The organism is Chryseobacterium nakagawai (genome assembly GCF_900637665.1).
GTDB lineage: Bacteria > Bacteroidota > Bacteroidia > Flavobacteriales > Weeksellaceae > Chryseobacterium > Chryseobacterium nakagawai.
This window is the reverse complement of sequence record NZ_LR134386.1, coordinates 3,995,463-4,015,202: the sequence shown is the minus strand read 5'-3', so window position 1 is coordinate 4,015,202 and position 19,740 is coordinate 3,995,463. Positions and strand designations below refer to the sequence as shown.

The window sequence follows — 19,740 nt, the reverse complement described above, 5'->3', positions numbered from 1 at the left end:
AAATTTTATCAATTTCATTTAAATTAATTTTAATAATTTCCCACAGAAATTAATAACACATGAAAAAAACGATAATAACGATATTAGTTTTTTTTTTATTGGCGAGCTGTAAAACTCAGCAAGCTTCGGATTCATCAAAAGAAAACAAAACATACAGTATCAGAAAAGATAAAGATCAGGACGGCGTTCCTAATAAAGACGATCATTGCCCTGAAATAGCAGGACTTCCTGAGTTTAGTGGCTGTCCTGATACAGATGGAGATGGAATGGCAGATAAAGATGATGCCTGTTCAACTATTGCAGGGCCATTAGAAAATAATGGCTGCCCATGGCCGGATACTGATGGGGACGGAGTCATTGATAAGGATGATGCTTGTCCTACAGTGGCTGGACCACCTGAAAATAAAGGTTGTCCATGGCCGGATACCGATGGAGATGGAGTTCTGGATAAAGATGATGCCTGTCCTACTGTTCCGGGAGGACCAGAATATAATGGTTGTCCAAAACCGAAAGCGATGGTCGCTTCAGAAATTTCAAGTACTGTAAGAAGTGGATCAGCTTCTACAAAAGTTTCGGTAGTAAAAAAATCAAAAGGTTCAAAAAAAGATAAGGATGAATTTCCTGAAGCAGGGAAATTAACTGCAGGAGAAGTGAATGACTTTTCAAAATGGGATTATTGGCAAGATATAGCTGCTCCTGCTTTATCTCAATATAAAGAAGAATGGAAACTATTTCCAGATAGAAGAGTTTCAGTTCAGCTAGTTAATAAAAATAAAAAACCAGTCATTGGTAAGAAATTAAGATTGTTGAATGACAAGAAAGAAATAGTATGGCAAGCTGTTTCTGATAATAAAGGAAGTGCTGAACTGTGGATTGCTCCGAGAATTGATGATCAATCTTCATCAAAAAAGTATTTTATTACAGATGATAAAGGGAAAATATTATCAAGTAATGTGACTTTATTTAAGAAAGGACAAAATATAATTAGTCTTGATGTCCCTTGCCTTGAAAAAAGAAATCTGGATTTAGCTTTTATAGTGGATGCTACAGGGTCTATGGGAGATGAAATCACTTATTTGCAATCTGAATTATTGGATGTATTGAAAAAAGTTGAGAAAAAACTAGCTAATACTACAGATGTTCGATACGGATCCGTTTTTTACAGGGATCAAGGTGATGAATATGTAACCAGAGAATTCGATTTTTCTGATAAAGCTGTAAACCTGGTTAACTTTATAAAAAAACAAAGAGCAGGTGGTGGTGGAGATTTTCCTGAAGCCGTGGTAGAAGCATTAGATTCTTCAATAGATAAATTGAGCTGGAGCAAAGGAAATTCTACTAAAATTATGTTTTTAATTCTAGATGCCCCGCCTCATTATTCAGAAGAGAATATTAATAAATTGTATGATAAGATAAAGCTGGCGGCACAAAAGGGGATTACAATAATTCCACTGGCTGCAAGTGATACAGATAAGCAGACAGAATATCTGATGAGGACTTTTGCCCTGCTTACAAATGGGACCTATACATTTCTTACCAATCACAGTGGGATTGGAAATAATCATATTGAACCAACAACAGACTCTTATGAAGTAGAAAAATTAAATGAATTATTATTAAGATTAATTTTACAGCGTTCAACAATACCTTCCTGCCAGGCACCTTCTAAGAATGAATATATCAATAAAAAGATTGAAATAGAATTAGAAAATGAAGAAAACCCCAAGATTAAAATTTATCCGAATCCTACAAAAGGAGTGATCAATATACAATCAAATAAACAAATTGATGAGTTGTATTTATATGACTTCAGTGGTAAAATTTTAATAAGACAAGAAAAATTACCTAAAGGGACAAATAAAATTGATATTACGGCTTATCCGCAAAGTGCTTATTTAATGAGATGCAGATATGGTGAACAATGGGATACTTTTAAAATTATTAAAAATTAAATAACTACAGTAAAACAGGCATTCAAGCGGATGTATGTTTTATTTTAAAATTAATTTTCAAAAATTATTGAAAATTCAAAAAATATAATTACATTTGTATTAGAAATTTACAATACAGACAAAATGCAACTTTCAGAAGCCAAAGAAAAATACATTCAGACCTGGGGAACTTTTGCAACCAATTGGGGAATCAACCGTACCATGGCACAGGTTCATGCATTGCTTCTGGCGAGTGTAAAGCCATTGTCAACAGATGAGGTGATGCAAGAGCTGGAAATTTCGAGAGGAAATGCCAATATGAATCTTCGTGCTTTAATTGATTGGGGTATTGTAAGGAAAGAATTTATTAAAGGGGATCGGAAAGAATACTTCGTAGCAGAAAAAGACGTATGGTATCTTTTTAAACAAATTACCAAAGAACGTAGGAAAAGAGAAATTGAGCCGGTAATCTCCTTTCTTGAAGAGTTAAGGAATATTGAAGATAACGATTCGGAGGAAGCAAAAGAATTCATTAAGTTGATGGATGATTTCAGCTCTGTAACCGGGAAAATCAACAATATCATGGATCTGGCAATTAAAAGTGATGATCACTGGTTGGTAGGTAAAATTACCAACCTGTTGAAATAAAATATAAAGGGATGAAGGTCCTTTTTTATTTCAGATAAACTTTCAAAAATTATTGAAAATATAATATTTTTAAAATGTTCAATATTATTTCATATCTGGTTTTCCTTAGCATCAGTTTCTACATTACAATTGACGTAGGAAGAAGATGTTATCAGGCAGGAAAAGCCTATCTGAAATATTTGCTTCATGATGAAACTCTCTGTCTGACTATCAATAGAATTCTTCTTGGTTGTTATTATTTATTGAATTTAGGATACATCGCTGTAAGCTTTACCAGTTGGGAAAAGATAGAGAATATAGATGAGATGATAAGAATAACAGCGATACGCATTGGAAGTATTGTCTTGATATTATGTGGATTGCACTATATGAACATTTTTACCCTTTATTTTTTGAGAAAAAAACTAACCTTTAAATAATATTATTATGATACTTACTGTTTTAACCACCTCGTATAATTTTTCCGCTTACATGATCTATTTACCTATTGTAATTATCCTTACAGTTTTGGTATCTCAGTTTCTGTTCAAGAATTCTAAGGCATTTATGGTTGATATTTTTCACCAGAAAAAAGACATCGCTATGGCAACCAACTCCCTTTTTAAGATCGGGTTTTACCTTCTGAATATCGGATTTGCGTTGTGTATTATCGAGTTTTTTCAAATTGAAAGTATTGAAAGATTGGTTGTAGCGCTGAGTAAAAAGATTGGCGGCTTTTCCATTTATCTTGGAATAATGATGCTTTTAAATCTATTATTGTTCCTAAAAGGACGTAAACATGCATTGAATAAAGAAAACCATATCAAAAATGAAAACATTGATATTTAAGATTTGGATGTATTTTACTTTCAGATCAAAACACAAACGAACCCGAGGAGACTTTCTCAACCTTTAAAATAAATACGATGAAAAAGTTTATAAAATATGACATTTATATACAGCTCTTCTTCATTATCATTGGAGCTCTAGCTACTATCATTAAAGGTTGGGACGGATGGATATTATTTTACTTTATTGTAGGAATTCCTCAGTTAATCAGTTTTCTAGTTAAAACTTTTATTAAAGTCAAAATATCGCCGCTCTTTCTGATCTATGGAATGGCAATACTGCCTGTATGGATTTCTATCATAATGATATTAATACTGAGAACAAGCGAGATTGATTATAAAATTACAGCTATTCCCGGATGTATTGTAATGGCAGCCTTTTTCTATAGTCCTTTTGTGGCATTATTATATGTTATCGAAAGCCATAATCTGTATAAATCTTTAAAATAAATGTCATGAAAACGCTCAAAAACCACACCTTGATTTACGACAATGAATGTCCTATATGTGCAATGTATTCCAAAGGCTTTACAAAATATGGTATGCTGGATGAAAACGGAAGAGAAGCTTTTACGGAAATATCAGTCAGAAATAAAGATCTTGTGGATTTTCATCGGGCAAAAAACGAAATTGCCTTGGTAGATCATGATAAGAATAGAGTAGTTTATGGCTTAGATAGTTTGTTGCTAATCATTGGAAGCTCATTTCCATTATTAGAAAGAATAGCCAGAATACAACCTTTGTATTGGTTCTTTAAAAAAGTATATTCCTTTGTTTCCTATAACCGAAAACAGATTATTCCATCTAAAAAAGATAATACAGAACAATCTTGTATACCTGATTTTAATCTGAAATATAGGCTGATTTATATCGCTTTTGTAATGTTCTTTTCAGCTTATGTTTTAAGTTTATATTCAGGAAAGCTTGGGGGTAATGTAACGCCTAATTTCTTAAGAGAATTAGCTGTATGTTTAGGACAGGTGCTTTGGCAGACCCTATTTCTAAAGAGGTATTTAAAAGATAAGATTTGGGATTACCTAGGCAGTATGATGACCGTTTCTTTAATAGGGACACTTCTCTTGATTCCAGTTTTATTTGTGAACATTACCCCGGATTTTTACCTCATTTATTTCGGAATTGTTGTAATCATCATGTTTTTGGAGCATTTGAGAAGATGCAGGGTCTTAAAACTAAACTACATTCCTAGTATTTCATGGATACTGTTTAGGGTAACAGTACTCGTCATCATCATTTTGACTACTCTTTAAAAATTATAAAATAAACCCTTTTGATATGTCTAGAATTTATTTAGAAACTCTGATTGATGCTGATATTGAAACCGTTTTTGATTTAGCAAGAAATATAGATCTGCACCAAGAGTCAACTTCGCGAACTTATGAAAAAGCTATCGCAGGACGCACATCCGGTTTGATTGAGGAAAACGAAACGGTAACCTGGAGAGCAAAACATTTAGGGATATATCAAACCCTCACCACAAAAATTATCAGCATGGAAAAGCCTAATCAGTTTACTGATAAAATGCAGAAAGGAGCCTTTAAATCATTGCACCACCAGCATATTTTTAAAACAGTAGATGGAAAAACACGGATGACTGATATTTTTGATTTCGAATCTCCATTAGGAATAATAGGAAAAATGTTCAATAAGTTATTTCTTAAAAATTATCTCAAAAAATTCCTTCTGGAAAGAAACCAATTAATAAAAATAACTGCAGAATCAGTAAACCCATACTCAAAATCAGAACACTAACGACAACACTATCCAACCACTAAGTGACGATTTAGATTTAATCCCAGGATAGAATAAAATTCGATTAATCATACAACAAACAACAGCCATCATCAACCCATAAACCACTCACATTATGAATTTTTTAAAAGCAGAATGGCGAAAATTAGCCATCATCAATTACGAAATCGATCCGGAGGTATTATTAAAATACCTACCGGAAGGTACAGAACTCGATTTCTATAAAGGCAAATGTTATGTAAGCCTAGTTGGCTTTATGTTTTTAAATACGAAATTATTGGGTTTACCTATTCCTTTTCATCGTAATTTTGAAGAAGTAAATCTCAGATTTTATGTCAGGAAATATGAAAATGGAGAATGGAAAAGAGGAGTAGTTTTTATCAAAGAAATTGTTCCTAAGCCGGCTTTAAGTTTTGTAGCCAATTCTATTTATAAAGAAAACTACCATACAATGCCAATGAAAAACGAAATTCATCAACAAGAAGATGAACTGCTGATCCGGTATTCATGGAAAGACAAAAAGTGGAATTCTATTCAGATTACAGCAGAAAATAAGGCACAACCCATGGAAGCAAATTCAGAATTTGAGTTCATTACGGAACATTATTATGGTTTTACCAAAAAAGAAGATAAAACCTCAGAATATGAAGTTTGTCACCCAAAATGGGACTGTTATCAGGTAAAAGATTATCAATTGGAAATCGATTTTCAAAAGATTTACGGAAAAGACTTTCAATGTCTTAATCATCAGGAGCCTATTTCGGTAATGCTGGCTGAAGGTTCAGAAATAGAAGTGAAAACAAAAAAATACATCATCTAAAATACTCCAGATCACAACCCACACTCCAAAAGTTACACTTCAAATAACTCACTTTCCTAAACTTCAAAAAAATGAAAATAATCATCGCCGCCGGAACCGGATTTCTTGGTAAAAACTTAGAAAAATATTTTACAGAAAAAGGAGATCAAGTCTACATTCTGACTCGTAAGCCTACTCGTAAAAATGAAATTTATTGGAATGCGAAAACAATAGGAGAATGGAAGAATATTCTTGAAGAAGCAGATGTACTGATCAATCTTACAGGGAAATCCGTGGATTGCCGTTATGATGAAAAGAATAAAGCAGAAATTTATGGATCAAGAATTGACAGTACAAGAATATTACAAGAAGCTGTTAATCGTTGTTCTGTTTCTCCAAAAATTTGGCTGAATGCAAGTTCTGCTACCATTTATGTGCATTCAGAAAAACACTTGAATACAGAGGACAACGGAATTATCGGTGATGACTTTTCAATGAATATCTGTAAAAGCTGGGAAAGCGAATTTTTTAGAATCCAAAATGAAGGTATAAGAAAAGTTACACTTCGTACTTCCATTGTATTGGGAAATAACGGGGGAGCATTTCCAAAACTGAAAATGATAACAAAATTAGGAATGGGTGGAAAACAGGGAAGAGGAAATCAGATGGTAAGCTGGATTCATATTGATGATTTCTGCAGGGCTATAGACTGGGTTATTCAGCATAAGAATATGGAAGGTTCTATGAACATAACAGCTCCCGCTCCATTATCTAATGAAGCCATGATGAAAAAACTAAGAAAAGAAATCAGAGCTCCATTTGGGTTAAATGCTCCGGTATGGCAGTTGGAGATCGCCTCCATATTTTTGAAAACTGAAACTGAACTCTTGTTGAAAAGCCGTAATGTTTACCCTGCAAAACTCATTGAAAGCGGTTTTCAGTTTTCTTACCCAACTTTTGATGAGGCTATTCTTAAATTACTAAAAGCTTAACCTCTATCACAATATATGCTATACCAGCCTGCACGGAACTTCCAGATCTTCTGTAAGGTAATAACTGCAACACAAACGATGATAGCCATCAGCAATAATAAGTTCGTGCTGGCCTCTTACCAGAAGAATGGGAGACAGTTTTTTATTCTTTTCTACCTTTTTCAGATTCTCTTTAACATGAATATTGGTATCTGGAAGCAAAGCTAGCTTACTGGCACGAAGAATATCCTTAGATTTTTTAGTAATCGTTTTTGCCTCTTTTAAACTTTCAACAATTTTCTGTGCTTCATCAGGAGTAAAGAGCAGCTCTAGATAATCAAGTGCAGCAGGAAAATCGTGGTCTTCCGGTTCTTTCATCCAGAGATTGTCTTTGGTTAGCGTATTTTTTTTCATTATTGTTTTTGAATAGGGTTAAATGATACTTAAAGGTATAAAAAATACTTCATAATCAGAATCGTAGCATAGATGAAATCATCATAAAAACATTAAAACCCTGATTTTTCTCCTATGATGTCTTTCGTTTTTAATTTAAAAATTTCATTGTCCATTTTCAAAAATAAAAACTCCTTCAATAGTAGCATTGAAGGAGTATATATAGATTTCGGGTGACAACCTCTCAGGTTTTACGAGAGTGTCTTTACCGTATTTTTAATATTTTCTTGCCAATAATAAGTTCAGTAGGAAAGTCCCGGTCCAGTTACTGTTGTTAGCTCCATTGGTTCCAATAAAGTCAATACGGGCAACAGATACGGTCAATCTTGTTCTCCCAGCAGTACCATCATTGGCAAGACTTACAAATGATGCTGTAAATACATCGGGAAAACTTGAATTATTTCCTGCTGTTAAAGTAGGATACATATTTGTTACATTAAATGGTGTTCCCTGATATTCATAAACAATGGTCATTCTACTTGCATTGGAATATGCAGCAGTATGGGCATTGTTGATTGAAGTTTTACTGATTACCCACCATCTGTCAGTTCCAGTCCCTGTATCATACGTCGTAACGGTATGGTTAGTCCAGTCAGCAATGGCCCCACTTCCACCTCCATGAGGAGGAATAGATAACTGTGCTCCATAAATTTCCACATTACTTGGTTTAGGGAGTACGGTGAAAGATAAATCCCAGGTTCCACCTGTGGAATTGCCATTGTTTACCACTTCAGCATAGGCTCCTAAAGGAATGACAAAAGAAGTAACAGGTGTATTATCAATTCTTAGGGTGTTACCACTTGATGCCTGTAAAGTAATAGAAGAAGAGGAGATATTCTTGATCTTGTAAATTCTTCCCGTATAACTTGTCGTTCCGGTTCCAATAACCGGTAGGGTAAATGTAGTATTGGCTGTTCCATTGTAAGTAATGTAATGGTCAGTAGCTAAAATAGAGTAAGTAGTTGTTGATACTTCCTTATAGCCGGCTCTTAAAGATCCGTTAATCGCTAAAGTACTATTGGGAGTTGTGGTGTTAATACCAACCTGTGCGTTTAGGGTTACTGCACAGAATAAAAAAAATAAAATATATTTTCTCATGTTGCTTTTTTTAAATGTTTTGGCAAAAATATAGAAAAATAATTATTATTGGGTGCTTTGTTAATGAATTTTAAGATTATTTTAATACAAATCTCTTTTATGTGATATTTTTAAATTGTGAAATAATGGATTGTTTTTAATGGCAACTTGCATGATTAGTGTGTGTTATTGTTTTTTGCTATGAAAATAATATATCTTGTGATATTTGTTGAGGTTTTTATTTTTTTAACGAAATGTTAAAATATGATTAGTTTGCTTGTGATATATATAATTGCTTGGAAGCAGGTTGGTATTTAGGTATAATGCATTTACAATAAAATATTGGTACGATATATGCAGTTTTATAGTATAAACCTGAATAAATTAATATGTATTAATTCATTTAAAAATATAAACATCATGAAAAAGTTATTGATCTCAACCCTGTTCTTATTAGGCTTATCTATGAATGTTTTTGGACAAAAGCATCCGCCCGTTCCTCCACATCCCTCAAAGAGTGAATTAGTCAATCTTAAGAGACAGGAATTGGATAAAAAATACAATACAGAAAAGAAACTGATCCTGAACCATCCATTGGCTACCAAACAGATGAAGAGAGATCAGATGAAGGCTTTAAATAAAAGATACGAGGCTGAAAAACGATTGCTTAGACAAGCGAAATAATACGAATTTCTTGCACTTATTAAAATTTGATGAGTAAAATTCTATAAAGGAAATTTTACGAAGTTTACATGTAACAATAATTTTTGTTGAAAGAGAATGCTTTTTGTGTTCTCTTTTTTTATTTAAAATTGAACGAAAATGGCTTATTGATGGATTTTAAGATCAATTTGAAGAAACGTGAAACATCCAATATTTTTCCTTAAATTCGCATAAAAATTTTTAAAGTAATGAATTACGATATTATTGTCATTGGAAGTGGTCCTGGTGGATATGTTACTGCGATCAGAGCAGCGCAATTGGGTTTCAAAACCGCAATTATCGAGAAAGAAAACTTAGGAGGAATTTGCCTTAACTGGGGATGTATTCCAACCAAAGCTTTATTGAAATCTGCTCAGGTTTTTCATTATATCAACCATGCTGAAGATTACGGATTAAATAAAGTAGAAGCAAGCTTCGAATTCCCGAATGTGATTCAGAGAAGCCGTGGTGTTGCCAGCAAAATGAGCAAAGGAATCGAGTTCTTAATGAAAAAGAACAAGATTGACGTAATTCTTGGTACTGCAAAAGTACAGAAAGGTAAAAAGGTTTCTGTAACAGATAAAGACGGTAAAGTAGTAGAATATACTGGTAACCACATTATCATTGCTACAGGAGCTCGTTCAAGAGAATTACCAAACTTACCGCAAGATGGTAAAAAAGTAATTGGATACAGACAGGCATTATCTCTTCCTGAGCAGCCAAAATCTATGATCGTTGTAGGTTCTGGAGCTATTGGGGTAGAATTTGCTGACTTCTATAATACAATGGGAACTAAAGTGACGGTTGTTGAATTTATGCCAAACATTGTTCCTGTAGAAGATGAAGAAATCTCTAAACACTTAGAGAAATCTCTGAAAAAATCAGGAATCGAAATTATGACCAACGCTTCTGTAGAGAGCGTAGATACAACAGGAGAAGGCGTAAAAGCGAATGTTAAAACGGCTAATGGAAACATTACCCTTGAAGCTGATGTGTTATTATCTGCTGTAGGTATTGCTGCTAATATCGAAAACATCGGTTTAGAAGAAGTAGGTATCCAGACAGATAAAGGGAGAGTTTTAGTAAACGAATGGTATGAAACTTCAGCACCAGGGTACTATGCAATCGGTGATATCATCCCAACTCAGGCATTGGCTCACGTTGCTTCTGCAGAAGGAATTACTTGTGTAGAGAAAATCAAAGGGATGAACGTTGAGAAAATTGACTATGGCAATATCCCTGGATGTACTTACTGTCATCCTGAAGTAGCTTCTGTAGGTCTTACTGAAAAGCAGGCTAAAGAAAAAGGATATGAAATCAAAGTGGGTAAATTCCCTCTTTCTGCAAGTGGTAAAGCTACAGCTAACGGAAATACAGACGGATTTATCAAAGTAATCTTTGATGCTAAATATGGGGAGTGGTTAGGATGTCACATGATTGGGGAAGGAGTAACTGATATGGTTGCTGAAGCAGTAGTTGCTAGAAAATTAGAAACTACAGGTCACGAGATCATCAAATCGATCCACCCACACCCAACTGTTTCTGAAGCGATCATGGAAGCAGCAGCTGCTGCTTATGGAGAAGTGATCCACATCTAATCTGAAATACAGAAATTTATATAACAAAAGCTCAGATTTTTCTGAGCTTTTTTAATGGATTCTAAATGAAAAAAATTACATTTTTATTTTCTTTATTCTGTTTTATTTCTGTGTTTTCTCAGAATCATTTTCAGTATAAAGAAAATCATTTTCCCGTAAAATATGTGTTAAAAAACTCTACTGATACTATTAAAACAAGAGTTCAGAATATTGGTATTTTTACGAATAAAAAATTTTCTCCTGCTACTTATATCAAACAGGTAAATATGTTGGATTCTTTAGGGAACAAGACTGTAATAAGTGAATTTGATATCGACTATATGGAAGTTACAGACCCTCAGAATGTAGTGAGAAAGTTCACTTCTTCAACGTCACTTCGTCTTACTAAATATGATTTTGGTCTTATAGAAATATTATTTCAAGGGAAACTAAGTTGGTATAGAGATTACTTTTATATAGGATTAACGGGTTATAAAATGAATAAAACAGACTTTCTCATTAATAAGGCTGATGGAAAAGTGATTAATGAATCAGGCTTTTTTAACCCTGGTATTAAAAATAATCTCAAAGAAAAATTACAAGATCATCAGGATCTTGTGAGGTTAGTTGATAAATCTAAGAAGGATGAAGATATTATAAAAGTCCTGGAGTTATATAACAACCAATAGAATATTAATACGTTGAAATTAATTTAGCCACTAAAAACTACAGCAATTTTGCTGTGGTTTTTCTTTTCCAATATATTAAAGACATTGCTCAATTTGTTCTGTAAAGAGTAAGCTTACATTGAGCATAAATCAAACCTAAACCTGTGAGGTTTTTATTTACCCATTAGAATAAAGGTATTTCGTATTTACTTCATCATCAACTCAACCTCTTTTAAGATACCATCAATAGATAACTTTTTTTATTTTTAATTGTAAATGTATAATTGTCATTTGGAAATGGGCCTTGAATGGATTGTCATAATTTTCAAGCTGAATCTATTTTGAGGGAAAGAAAAGAGAAGAAAATTAATCAATGGCTGAATTATGTGTTAAAATAATTTTAAAATCGCATATTTATAAAAATTAATCAGATTATATCAAGGTGTTTTCTTACATTTATTCAATGAATTTTGAGAAAACAGGATTGGTTTTGTCAGGAGGCGGTACCAAAGGCATCGCCCATGCGGGGGTATTAAAATTCTTGAAGGAAAAAAACGTAGACATAGACATTCTTTCCTGTTGCAGTGCAGGGTCTATTGTAGGGTGCCTTCATGCGGTAGGAAAGACTCCTGAAGAAATTCTGGAATTTTTCAATTCCGTTTATTTTTTTAACTGGAAACATTTTGCATTCAATCAGCCAGGATTGGTTTCCTCTATTATTTTCAGAAACTATCTTAAGCCTATTTTTAGTGATATGAAATTGGATGACCTTGATATTGAAGTGAAAATTGTAGCCACTGAATTGGTTTCCGGAACCCAGAAGATTTTTGATAAGGATTTTGAAGTGGTGGACGCCATTATTGCATCATGTTCTATCCCCGGAATTACTACACCTTATATTATTGGTGACGAAATGTATTGTGATGGGGGAGTGTTGAACAATTTTCCGGCAGATATTATCAGAGATGATTGTGATAAACTTATTGGAGTATTTGTTTCTCCTCCCAATGATGCTAAAATCAAAGATCTAAATTCAATTAAAGCTATTGTCTCCCGTTCTTATGATCTTCTTTCCTATAGAATAGAGAAAGTGAAATTTGATTACTGTGACTGGTTTATTTCTTCTCAAAAACTATCTACTTATGGAACTTTTGAACGCGGAAAAGACCGCCTTGAACAAATTTTTGATATTGGATATAATGCAGCTAAAGAAAGCTATAATGACAGCCGTTTTCTTACGGAATTAAGACAAGCCGGAACATAACATTCTATAATAAAAAAGCAGGATGCTGGAAGAGAAATGCATTTGTTTAAGGTATTCTAAATTGAGCTATGGGCAAAATTCAGATGATTTAAGACTTTTGGAAATTAATTTTACAAAAATTTCCAACTTTTCTCCTTCAGCTTCCTGCTGGAATTCAATTTATATTAATTTTTAACTACCTGTGCATCCTGACGTACGACCTCCTGGTCATTAGAATCATAAACTACCAGGGTATAAGGGGCTTTTTTTGCAGAGTTAGTCAGATAGTTTCTCCATACCTGATAGCTGTGGCCATCATTATTAAAGTTGAAATAATAGTTGCCTCCGCTGCCATCAGGAATCAGCTCACCATCACTAATAATCATGCTGGGTTTAGCAGTAATTTTTGCATTAGCATTCCAGGATTGGTACAAGTATTTACCATTAGGCTGCTTATCAATTCTGATCTTAAATTTTTTAGTTTTAATAATCACGGTTTTTGGAACCTGTTGGAAAGCATGATAGGTAAGGGTGTTGCTTTTTGAAAATTCAGGAGTTTCTTTAGCAGAAACAAAAGAGAACTGAGCTAAAGAAAAAGCTCCTAATAAGAAGTACTTAATCATATTATAATGGTTATTGGTTAACTGTTCAAACATCATCAAATATGAAGCCATTGTTTATGCTTTTTAATAGGCTGTACCTCTCAATGAAGAAAGAAATCCTTCAATGCATTATTAAAAAAACTAAGATTCCTAAGGAATGTAAAACATAGTTTTACTTACCATCTTTTTCATTTCATAGGAATCTCAACAATATATTTTTAATTTGAGATTTGAATTTATCCATATCAAGCAAATCTTAATTTTTCTGAACCGCAGTATAGCTCGCAAAAGCCTCTTCCAGACTGTCAAATTTCCCTTTAAATTCGTCAATAGGGCAATCCTGAAGAATATTTCCTTTATGAATAAGAATCACTCTTGAACAAAGCGCTTCTACCTCCTGCATGATGTGTGTAGAAAGTAAAACCGTTTTTTGTTGCCCAATTTCTTTTATCACATTTCTGATTTCCAGAATCTGGTTAGGATCAAGTCCATTGGTAGGCTCATCCAAAATTAATAAATCCGGTTGATGAATAATTGCCTGAGCTAATCCTACACGCTGCTTGTAACCTTTTGAAAGCTGCCCGATTCTTTTGGATTTTTCCGGGGTAATTCCTACCAGTTCAATAACTTCATCTACCTTAGATTCAGATATTTTGTGGATATTGGCTACGAATTGAAGATATTCTTTTACATACATCTCCAGATACAGTGGATTGTTTTCCGGGAGAAAGCCAATTTTCTTCTTGCTTTCAATCTCGTGCTCGGTAATGTTGTGGCCATTAAAGATAATTTCCCCTTCATCAATTTTTAGTGCCCCTACAATAGATTTCATCAGGGTGGATTTTCCGGCACCGTTAGGACCGAGAAGACCGATGATCTCATTTTTATCAATAGAAATATTGATAGTATTTAAAGCAGTCTGCTCACCAAATTTTTTAGTTAAATTGTTTATCTGAAGCGGCATAATTTTTAATGTCTTTCTGCAAAAATAAAATAAAAAAACTCATTCGATGGAATGAGTTTCGCAATATTTATAAATTAAAATTATTTTTTTGTTTTTTTCTTAGCTCCGGTAGCCGGAGTTGTAGTAGAAGCGGAACTTGCTCCTCCTTTTTTAACCCCTTCCTGATTAATGATGGAAGCTTTATCATACATAGCGTATTTACCGTTTGTTCTTCCAAATACTTTATCAACCTGTTTTTGAGTTAAAAACTGTGATTTACCCACATATTTTCTGTTTTTATTGATGTATTGGATAAACTGTACAGTAGGCTGGCCATAGTTTTTTTCGTAATGCAGCTCGATGATATCATTGGGAAGTTCCAATACAATATTTTCTTCAGGATTAGAGATAAAGCCATCCATAATGAGTTTATAGAGTCCTGAAACGTCCCCGTTCAGATTTTGGAATGAAAAAGCTCGGATTGTGTTCAGGTTGCTGGTATTCAGATCCTGATAATTGACAGTATATTTGTCTTCTTTTTTATATAAACCAACAGAATTATCTTTGCCGATTTCCACCAAACTTTCATTTTTCAACACTTTAATCTGAGAGAAAACTGAAATACCGAACATACATGTAATAAGTAGAATTATTTTTCTCATGGAATGAATTTTAATGTTTTATAAATTGGTGCACATAAATTTACAAATAAAACGGCTAAAAAGCAATTTTATTCGCTCAGGCAAAAGTAATACTTTTTTTTAATATCCATAAGAAATGGACAGATAGGGACGGGAGCTTTTGGTTGTATGTAACTTTTTGTAATACAGTATTTTGTTTCTTTATTATAAAAAATATATCCACAAAATACTTATCTTCAATTTGAAGAATCAGAAACATGTAATAGGTTGAAAAACAGCGTAGAAATGGGTGTTCTAAAGGAGTGGTCTTAAAAAAAATTTGAAATAAATGTTAAAATGCTAATTGGGGCATAGGAAAATGAAAAGAATGTATAAAGAATCAATCTATAAGTTATTAATAAACAGTTATAAAAGTCTGTTTTTTGAGAATGTTAACATGAAATTATCAAATTCCTGTCTGTAGCTTCTTCCTATAGGAATCTGATAGGTTCCAAGATGAAGTTCATGATTGTTAAAAGCAGTGACGAAGCCAGTATTGATAATAAATGACCGGTGAATTCTTATAAACCCTTTTGATGCTAAAAGAAGTTCCAGATCCGTTATTTTATTTTTTGAGATCAGGGATTCGTTTGTAGATAAAGTTATTTTGATGTCATTTCCCTGGCTTTCAATATAAATAATGTCTGCAAGGGATAACTTTCGATGCATCCCTTCTGTTTTAAGAATGATAAAATCATCTTTTGAATCATTGATATTTCTCAACACCCGTTCTACAGATTTGAAAAAACGTTCAAAAGTGATAGGCTTCAACAGATAGTCTACGGCTTCCAGTTCAAATCCTTCAATGGCAAAGTCACGGTATGCGGTTGTAAAAATTGTTTTAGGTTTTTGTGAAAGAGATTTTAAAAAATCAATTCCGTTGAAGTGAGGCATCTGAATATCAAGAAACATCAGGTCTATAGCCTGATTTTGAAGAAGTTTATAAGCTTCCAGGGCATTCTCTGCCTTGGCTTTCAGTTTCAAATGATCGATTTTGGAAATATGGTTTTCCAGCAACCTGGCAGCTAAAGGTTCGTCATCTACAATGATACAGTTAATCATATTGTGAAGGAGTGATTATTTCAACGTTAAAAATATTGTTTTCCCGGGAAATACGGAAGGTGAAATGTTTCTGATAGTGAAGCTCCAACTGTTGATTAATATTCCGAATCCCGATTCCTTTTTCATTAGGATCTGAAATGCCATCATAGGTATTTTCAATTCTGAAAACAGAATGTTGGGTATTCGTTTCCAATTCTATTTTGATTTCCGTTTGTTCAGAGCTTTTTCCGGCACCGTGTTTAAAGGCATTTTCTACTAAGGTTAAGTAGAGTAATGGTGGAATGAAATTCACCGATGTTAATGTTATTTTCTTAGTTATTTTTAATCTTTCGTCAGCATAGCGCAGGCTTTCCAGTGCAATATAATTGTCAATAATATTCAGTTCATCAGCAACAGAAACCCATTTTTTCTGTCCTTTGTACAGAAGATAATCCAGAATATCTGAGAGCTGGCTGATGGATTGGGATGTTTTATCTGAATTACTGATAGAAAGTGAATAAATATTATTCAGTGTGTTAAACAGAAAATGAGGGTTAAGCTGGGATTTCAAAGATTTCAATTCCAGTTCGGTTTTTTCCTTTTCCAGTTGGATGGTATTTTCTTTTTCATCTTTATACCGCATAAAAAACATGATGGAAATAAAGATAAATGCTCCACTGATGATGGGAAATGTATAATGAAACAAAAGATACCGGATATCAGTAAAAATGCTGCTCAGACTGTCTTTGGGTTCATTGCTGAAAAAAGGCTCAGCAATATCCACAATAAAGATTCTGTTGGCTACCGAAATAAAGTATAAACCCAGGATCAGGCAGAATGTGAATTCAATATATTTTTTTCGGTCAAAGAAATGGCGGATCAGGATATAATAGATAAAATTGGCTGCCAGAATCTGAAAGATCCAATGACAAAAATTATAAATCACCAATTGTTTAAATATTTCTCCGTTGTAATCATCATAGGCTCTTGCTATCCCAAACAAAAACAAAGCGATCCAGAAAAATAACTGGAAGTATATATTTTGTAGGTTATACACGGTTGCTCTGGTTTTCATCATCATCAAAAATAAAAAATCTTAAGACATGGTTTGCCGAATTGATGTCAAATCCCATAAAATAAAGATCAACAGCATTGTTTAAAATTCAGACGACCTATTTTGCTATTGGCATTGAAATGCCTGTTTTCTGAACCTTCTGTTTAAAAGGAGTCTTGTTTTTAGCAAGATTTGCATCAAAAAATATGACAAGAGAACGATCAGAAAGGCTTTACGGATTAGATCATCTGAGGGCATTAGCTATTGTAATGGTTTTACTGTTTCATTATCGGGCATTTAAGCATCCTGAATGGATTGATACTATAGGGAGATTTGGCTGGACCGGAGTTGATCTCTTCTTTGTGTTGAGTGGTTTCCTGATTTCAGGACAATTGTTTAAAGAGATGAATGAAAAAGGAACAATAAGCTTAAAGACCTTTTATATTAAACGTTTTTTTAGGATTGTTCCGGCTTATTTTTTTACTCTTTTTCTGTATTTTACCATCCCTTTTTTCAGGGAGCGGGAAGCTTTACCTCCTTTATGGAAGTTTGTAACCTTCACCCAGAATTATAGATTGGATGTAATCAGCCAGGGGGCATTTTCTCATGCATGGTCTTTATGTATTGAAGAACAGTTTTACCTTATTCTTCCCTTGTTTCTTTTGGTTATAATGCCCTCAAAATTATTTAAATATTTTACTGTTTTAATTATTCTTTTTATCATGTTTTCTCTCATCATGAGACTGGTAACCTGGAATATTTGTATAGCCGATACGGATCCTGGTTCTCTGGAATTCTGGCGTTCCTGGTATATGAAAATATATTACCCAACCCATACAAGATTAGATGGTCTTGGAACCGGAGTTCTTATTAGCTATTGTATGCAGTATTTTTCCGGTTTTAAAAGGATGGTTCACCAAAATGGAAACAGGCTATTTCTTATTGGGATAGGGTTGTTGGGATTTTCATTTTGGATATGTAATGAACAGGCCTCAAAAGAAGCGTCAGTGTTTGGGTTTACTCTGGTGGCCATAAGCTATGGTTTTATTGTTTTATCAGCTGTTTCAGCATCGTCATTCTTTTCAAATAGGAAATCCTATATTACTGCGGAACTGGCAGCTTTGTCATATACAGTTTACCTTTCTCATAAGGGAATTATTCATTTGGTTCAGATTCTTTTTGAACATTTCGATCTCGAAACTTCAGATAGTATATGTTTGTTGGTTTGTGTATTGGTTTGTCTTTCGGGTGGTTTAGTGTACAGAATCTTCATTGAAAAACCTTTTGCAGGTATTAAATACAGGGTTTTAAACAAGGAGAAATAACCGGTGCACTTATTTTATCGATTGGTGGAGCTCTTCTGTTGCAGGTTGTGGATCTCTTCCTCTTTCAAAACCTTTGATAAACAAATAAATGATGAGAGAGAAAGCAATAAGGATGGTAACTGCGGACCACAAAACTTTGTGTAGCTTTGAAATTTTTAATCTGGATATAAAGAAGATGATCAATGCGATTGTGATCAAAACAATGAAAAATAGTCCCATTTTTTTCAGGAATATTTTGAAAAGATACAAAAAAGCAGGGGGAAATATTTTTGTAAATAAAACAGGTGAATGTAAAAATATTCTAGAGAATAAAATCTATCAAAATCAACGGCAGCTTCTATTTTAGAAGCTGCCGTTGATTTTATATGTTGTTTATACTATGTTCAGGAATTATTTTGATGTCATACTTTTTAGTACAGTATTTTTAATAGCAGCTTCCTGAAAGCTCCAATGTTCACTGTTTTGAGGCATTTGGTTTTCAAGAATAACCAGACTTGTATCTGTAGACGGAAAGTACACATTCAGACATGTAAAGCCATCACCAAGTCCCGTCACTGCATAATAATTGAGCCCAGCCTCTTTGATGAATCTGATATTATAGCCAAATCCCATACTTTCTTTTCCAAAAACATTATGTTGAGAAGAAGTAGAAGGAGTGAGGATCAGTTTTTGAAATTTTGGGGAAAGAAGTTTTCCTTTAAATAATGCCTGATCCCATTTTGCAAGATCCTCTACAGTAGAAACAATTCCTGCTGCGGGAGCAATTTCATCATTTAAAAATGATTTTTCTACTTTTTCAAATTGATTATTTTCACTTCTATAGCCCGGAACCAAGGCCTGATTGTTTTTACTGTTATAGACAAACGTTTTCTCCATCTTCAGCTTTTTGAAAAGGGAGTTTGCTTGTTCTGTAAAGCTTTTTCCGGTGGTGTTTTGAAGAATTTCTCCAAGAAGCATATAAGATAGATTCCCATATTTAAACTGTGATCCGGCTTTAAATGCAGTTGGTTTTTCCCTGTCTATAATACCATGAGTATGATTCAAAAGATGGTGTATAGTGACGCTATCTGCCCAGGATTGTGTAAGGGTTGGAAGATATTTTTTTATGGGAGTCTGAAGATCAAGCTTTCCCTGTTCAGCAGCCTGCAAAATCAGAACGGCAGTGACTTGTTTTGAATTTGACATGATTTCAAACTGGTCATCAACCTTTAAAGCAATTTTTTTTTCGAAATCTTTATATCCATGGGCCTTCAAATATTTTGTTTTACCATTTTGAGAAACCAAAACCACTCCATTGAATTTCAATGGGGCAGAAGTCGTCATGATACTGTCAATTTTTTTTGAATAGGAAGTTTTTTTCTGTGCCTTTGCATTAACAGACAGCAGTACGGAAACCGCAAAAGTGATAAATAATTTTGTCTTGGTCATG

22 protein-coding genes and 1 pseudogene are annotated in these 19,740 nt (G+C 33.6%); 15 read left to right on the top strand and 8 right to left on the bottom strand.

Annotation, left to right across the window (positions count from 1 at the left end; all coding sequences use genetic code 11):
• Window positions 1-164 precede the first annotated feature (164 nt).
• The 10 genes and pseudogenes from EL260_RS26060 to EL260_RS18095 all read left to right on the top strand — a co-directional run.
• Window positions 165-548 (top strand): annotated as a pseudogene (locus EL260_RS26060) (thrombospondin type 3 repeat-containing protein); the annotation flags it as partial.
• Between the two features lie 102 nt (window positions 549-650).
• Entirely contained in the window at window positions 651-1,952 is a 1,302-nt protein-coding gene (locus EL260_RS26170) for a T9SS type A sorting domain-containing protein (RefSeq protein ID WP_449506078.1), read from the top strand.
• Between the two features lie 123 nt (window positions 1,953-2,075).
• Window positions 2,076-2,579, top strand: coding sequence for a GbsR/MarR family transcriptional regulator (locus EL260_RS18130; protein WP_123856781.1), 504 nt, complete (start codon window positions 2,076-2,078; stop codon window positions 2,577-2,579).
• Between the two features lie 74 nt (window positions 2,580-2,653).
• Window positions 2,654-2,998 carry a hypothetical protein gene (locus EL260_RS18125; protein WP_123856779.1) on the top strand — a complete coding sequence of 115 codons (345 nt, stop codon included), beginning with the start codon at window positions 2,654-2,656 and terminating at the stop codon, window positions 2,996-2,998.
• A 7-nt stretch (window positions 2,999-3,005) separates the two neighbouring features.
• Window positions 3,006-3,407, top strand: a complete 402-nt coding sequence (locus EL260_RS18120; RefSeq protein WP_123856777.1) for a hypothetical protein — start codon at window positions 3,006-3,008, stop codon at window positions 3,405-3,407.
• Window positions 3,408-3,484: 77 nt separating this feature from the next.
• Window positions 3,485-3,856, top strand: coding sequence for a hypothetical protein (locus tag EL260_RS18115; protein ID WP_123856775.1), 372 nt, complete (start codon window positions 3,485-3,487; stop codon window positions 3,854-3,856).
• Window positions 3,857-3,861: 5 nt separating this feature from the next.
• Window positions 3,862-4,674: a DCC1-like thiol-disulfide oxidoreductase family protein gene (locus EL260_RS18110; RefSeq protein WP_123856773.1), complete on the top strand. Its 813-nt coding sequence runs from the start codon at window positions 3,862-3,864 to the stop codon at window positions 4,672-4,674.
• A 25-nt stretch (window positions 4,675-4,699) separates the two neighbouring features.
• Entirely contained in the window at window positions 4,700-5,176 is a 477-nt protein-coding gene (locus tag EL260_RS18105; RefSeq protein WP_123856771.1) for an SRPBCC family protein, read from the top strand.
• Window positions 5,177-5,291: 115 nt separating this feature from the next.
• Complete coding sequence (locus EL260_RS18100) at window positions 5,292-5,996, top strand: YqjF family protein (protein ID WP_123856769.1); 705 nt, start codon at window positions 5,292-5,294, stop codon at window positions 5,994-5,996.
• A 71-nt stretch (window positions 5,997-6,067) separates the two neighbouring features.
• Window positions 6,068-6,967 carry a TIGR01777 family oxidoreductase gene (locus tag EL260_RS18095; RefSeq protein ID WP_123856767.1) on the top strand — a complete coding sequence of 300 codons (900 nt, stop codon included), beginning with the start codon at window positions 6,068-6,070 and terminating at the stop codon, window positions 6,965-6,967.
• 18 nt (window positions 6,968-6,985) lie between these two features.
• Here the strand turns inward: EL260_RS18095 and EL260_RS18090 are convergent, their stop codons facing one another.
• Together EL260_RS18090 and EL260_RS18085 are read right to left on the bottom strand one after the other, a co-directional pair.
• Entirely contained in the window at window positions 6,986-7,360 is a 375-nt protein-coding gene (locus tag EL260_RS18090) for a hypothetical protein (RefSeq protein ID WP_123856765.1), read from the bottom strand.
• Between the two features lie 255 nt (window positions 7,361-7,615).
• A complete protein-coding gene (locus tag EL260_RS18085) occupies window positions 7,616-8,497 on the bottom strand; it encodes a hypothetical protein (RefSeq protein ID WP_123856763.1) in 882 nt (293 codons plus the stop codon).
• 399 nt (window positions 8,498-8,896) lie between these two features.
• On the opposite strand from EL260_RS18085, the gene EL260_RS18080 reads away from it, so the two are divergent.
• The 4 genes from EL260_RS18080 to EL260_RS18065 all read left to right on the top strand — a co-directional run bounded on the left by EL260_RS18080 (window position 8,897) and on the right by EL260_RS18065 (window position 12,687).
• On the top strand, window positions 8,897-9,160 hold the full coding sequence (locus tag EL260_RS18080; protein WP_228412764.1) for a hypothetical protein: 264 nt from the start codon (window positions 8,897-8,899) through the stop codon (window positions 9,158-9,160).
• Between the two features lie 227 nt (window positions 9,161-9,387).
• Window positions 9,388-10,776 (top strand): dihydrolipoyl dehydrogenase, encoded by a 1,389-nt coding sequence (lpdA, locus tag EL260_RS18075; protein ID WP_123856761.1) that lies wholly within the window; start codon window positions 9,388-9,390, stop codon window positions 10,774-10,776.
• A 65-nt stretch (window positions 10,777-10,841) separates the two neighbouring features.
• The gene (locus tag EL260_RS18070) at window positions 10,842-11,444 is read left to right on the top strand and encodes a hypothetical protein (protein WP_123856759.1); all 603 of its coding nucleotides are present in this window, start codon (window positions 10,842-10,844) and stop codon (window positions 11,442-11,444) included.
• Window positions 11,445-11,886: 442 nt separating this feature from the next.
• Complete coding sequence (locus tag EL260_RS18065) at window positions 11,887-12,687, top strand: patatin-like phospholipase family protein (protein WP_123856757.1); 801 nt, start codon at window positions 11,887-11,889, stop codon at window positions 12,685-12,687.
• 164 nt (window positions 12,688-12,851) lie between these two features.
• Here EL260_RS18065 and EL260_RS18060 read toward each other — a convergent pair whose 3' ends face one another.
• From EL260_RS18060 to EL260_RS18040, 5 genes are all read right to left on the bottom strand, one after another.
• A complete protein-coding gene (locus tag EL260_RS18060; RefSeq protein WP_123856755.1) occupies window positions 12,852-13,340 on the bottom strand; it encodes a hypothetical protein in 489 nt (162 codons plus the stop codon).
• Window positions 13,341-13,524: 184 nt separating this feature from the next.
• Window positions 13,525-14,232: an ABC transporter ATP-binding protein gene (locus tag EL260_RS18055; RefSeq protein ID WP_123856753.1), complete on the bottom strand. Its 708-nt coding sequence runs from the start codon at window positions 14,230-14,232 to the stop codon at window positions 13,525-13,527.
• Window positions 14,233-14,312: 80 nt separating this feature from the next.
• On the bottom strand, window positions 14,313-14,873 hold the full coding sequence (locus tag EL260_RS18050; protein ID WP_123856751.1) for a hypothetical protein: 561 nt from the start codon (window positions 14,871-14,873) through the stop codon (window positions 14,313-14,315).
• A 384-nt stretch (window positions 14,874-15,257) separates the two neighbouring features.
• Window positions 15,258-15,953: a LytR/AlgR family response regulator transcription factor gene (locus EL260_RS18045; protein ID WP_123856750.1), complete on the bottom strand. Its 696-nt coding sequence runs from the start codon at window positions 15,951-15,953 to the stop codon at window positions 15,258-15,260.
• Window positions 15,946-17,013 (bottom strand): sensor histidine kinase, encoded by a 1,068-nt coding sequence (locus EL260_RS18040; RefSeq protein ID WP_228445524.1) that lies wholly within the window; start codon window positions 17,011-17,013, stop codon window positions 15,946-15,948. The genes EL260_RS18045 and EL260_RS18040 overlap by 8 nt, the downstream gene beginning before the upstream one ends.
• Window positions 17,014-17,192: 179 nt before the next feature.
• On the opposite strand from EL260_RS18040, the gene EL260_RS18035 reads away from it, so the two are divergent.
• Entirely contained in the window at window positions 17,193-18,311 is a 1,119-nt protein-coding gene (locus tag EL260_RS18035) for an acyltransferase family protein (protein ID WP_123856747.1), read from the top strand.
• A gap of 390 nt (window positions 18,312-18,701) precedes the next feature.
• On the opposite strand, the gene EL260_RS18030 is transcribed toward EL260_RS18035, so the two are convergent.
• The gene (locus EL260_RS18030; protein ID WP_123856745.1) at window positions 18,702-19,739 is read right to left on the bottom strand and encodes a serine hydrolase domain-containing protein; all 1,038 of its coding nucleotides are present in this window, start codon (window positions 19,737-19,739) and stop codon (window positions 18,702-18,704) included.
• Window position 19,740: the final 1 nt, after the last annotated feature.

Excerpts from the sequence above, each read along its gene's own strand:
- EL260_RS18130 (WP_123856781.1), top strand. The coding sequence starts at position 2,076 with ATGCAACTTTCAGAAGCCAAAGAAAAATACATTCAGACCTGGGGAACT.
- EL260_RS18125 (WP_123856779.1), top strand. The coding sequence starts at position 2,654 with ATGTTCAATATTATTTCATATCTGGTTTTCCTTAGCATCAGTTTCTAC.
- EL260_RS18120 (WP_123856777.1), top strand. The coding sequence starts at position 3,006 with ATGATACTTACTGTTTTAACCACCTCGTATAATTTTTCCGCTTACATG.
- EL260_RS18115 (WP_123856775.1), top strand. The coding sequence starts at position 3,485 with ATGAAAAAGTTTATAAAATATGACATTTATATACAGCTCTTCTTCATT.
- EL260_RS18110 (WP_123856773.1), top strand. The coding sequence starts at position 3,862 with ATGAAAACGCTCAAAAACCACACCTTGATTTACGACAATGAATGTCCT.
- EL260_RS18105 (WP_123856771.1), top strand. The coding sequence starts at position 4,700 with ATGTCTAGAATTTATTTAGAAACTCTGATTGATGCTGATATTGAAACC.
- EL260_RS18100 (WP_123856769.1), top strand. The coding sequence starts at position 5,292 with ATGAATTTTTTAAAAGCAGAATGGCGAAAATTAGCCATCATCAATTAC.
- EL260_RS18095 (WP_123856767.1), top strand. The coding sequence starts at position 6,068 with ATGAAAATAATCATCGCCGCCGGAACCGGATTTCTTGGTAAAAACTTA.
- EL260_RS18090 (WP_123856765.1), bottom strand. The coding sequence starts at position 7,360 with ATGAAAAAAAATACGCTAACCAAAGACAATCTCTGGATGAAAGAACCG.
- EL260_RS18085 (WP_123856763.1), bottom strand. The coding sequence starts at position 8,497 with ATGAGAAAATATATTTTATTTTTTTTATTCTGTGCAGTAACCCTAAAC.
- EL260_RS18080 (WP_228412764.1), top strand. The coding sequence starts at position 8,897 with ATGAAAAAGTTATTGATCTCAACCCTGTTCTTATTAGGCTTATCTATG.
- lpdA (WP_123856761.1), top strand. The coding sequence starts at position 9,388 with ATGAATTACGATATTATTGTCATTGGAAGTGGTCCTGGTGGATATGTT.
- EL260_RS18070 (WP_123856759.1), top strand. The coding sequence starts at position 10,842 with ATGAAAAAAATTACATTTTTATTTTCTTTATTCTGTTTTATTTCTGTG.
- EL260_RS18065 (WP_123856757.1), top strand. The coding sequence starts at position 11,887 with ATGAATTTTGAGAAAACAGGATTGGTTTTGTCAGGAGGCGGTACCAAA.
- EL260_RS18060 (WP_123856755.1), bottom strand. The coding sequence starts at position 13,340 with ATGGCTTCATATTTGATGATGTTTGAACAGTTAACCAATAACCATTAT.
- EL260_RS18055 (WP_123856753.1), bottom strand. The coding sequence starts at position 14,232 with ATGCCGCTTCAGATAAACAATTTAACTAAAAAATTTGGTGAGCAGACT.
- EL260_RS18050 (WP_123856751.1), bottom strand. The coding sequence starts at position 14,873 with ATGAGAAAAATAATTCTACTTATTACATGTATGTTCGGTATTTCAGTT.
- EL260_RS18045 (WP_123856750.1), bottom strand. The coding sequence starts at position 15,953 with ATGATTAACTGTATCATTGTAGATGACGAACCTTTAGCTGCCAGGTTG.
- EL260_RS18040 (WP_228445524.1), bottom strand. The coding sequence starts at position 17,013 with ATGATGATGAAAACCAGAGCAACCGTGTATAACCTACAAAATATATAC.
- EL260_RS18035 (WP_123856747.1), top strand. The coding sequence starts at position 17,193 with ATGACAAGAGAACGATCAGAAAGGCTTTACGGATTAGATCATCTGAGG.
- EL260_RS18030 (WP_123856745.1), bottom strand. The coding sequence starts at position 19,739 with ATGACCAAGACAAAATTATTTATCACTTTTGCGGTTTCCGTACTGCTG.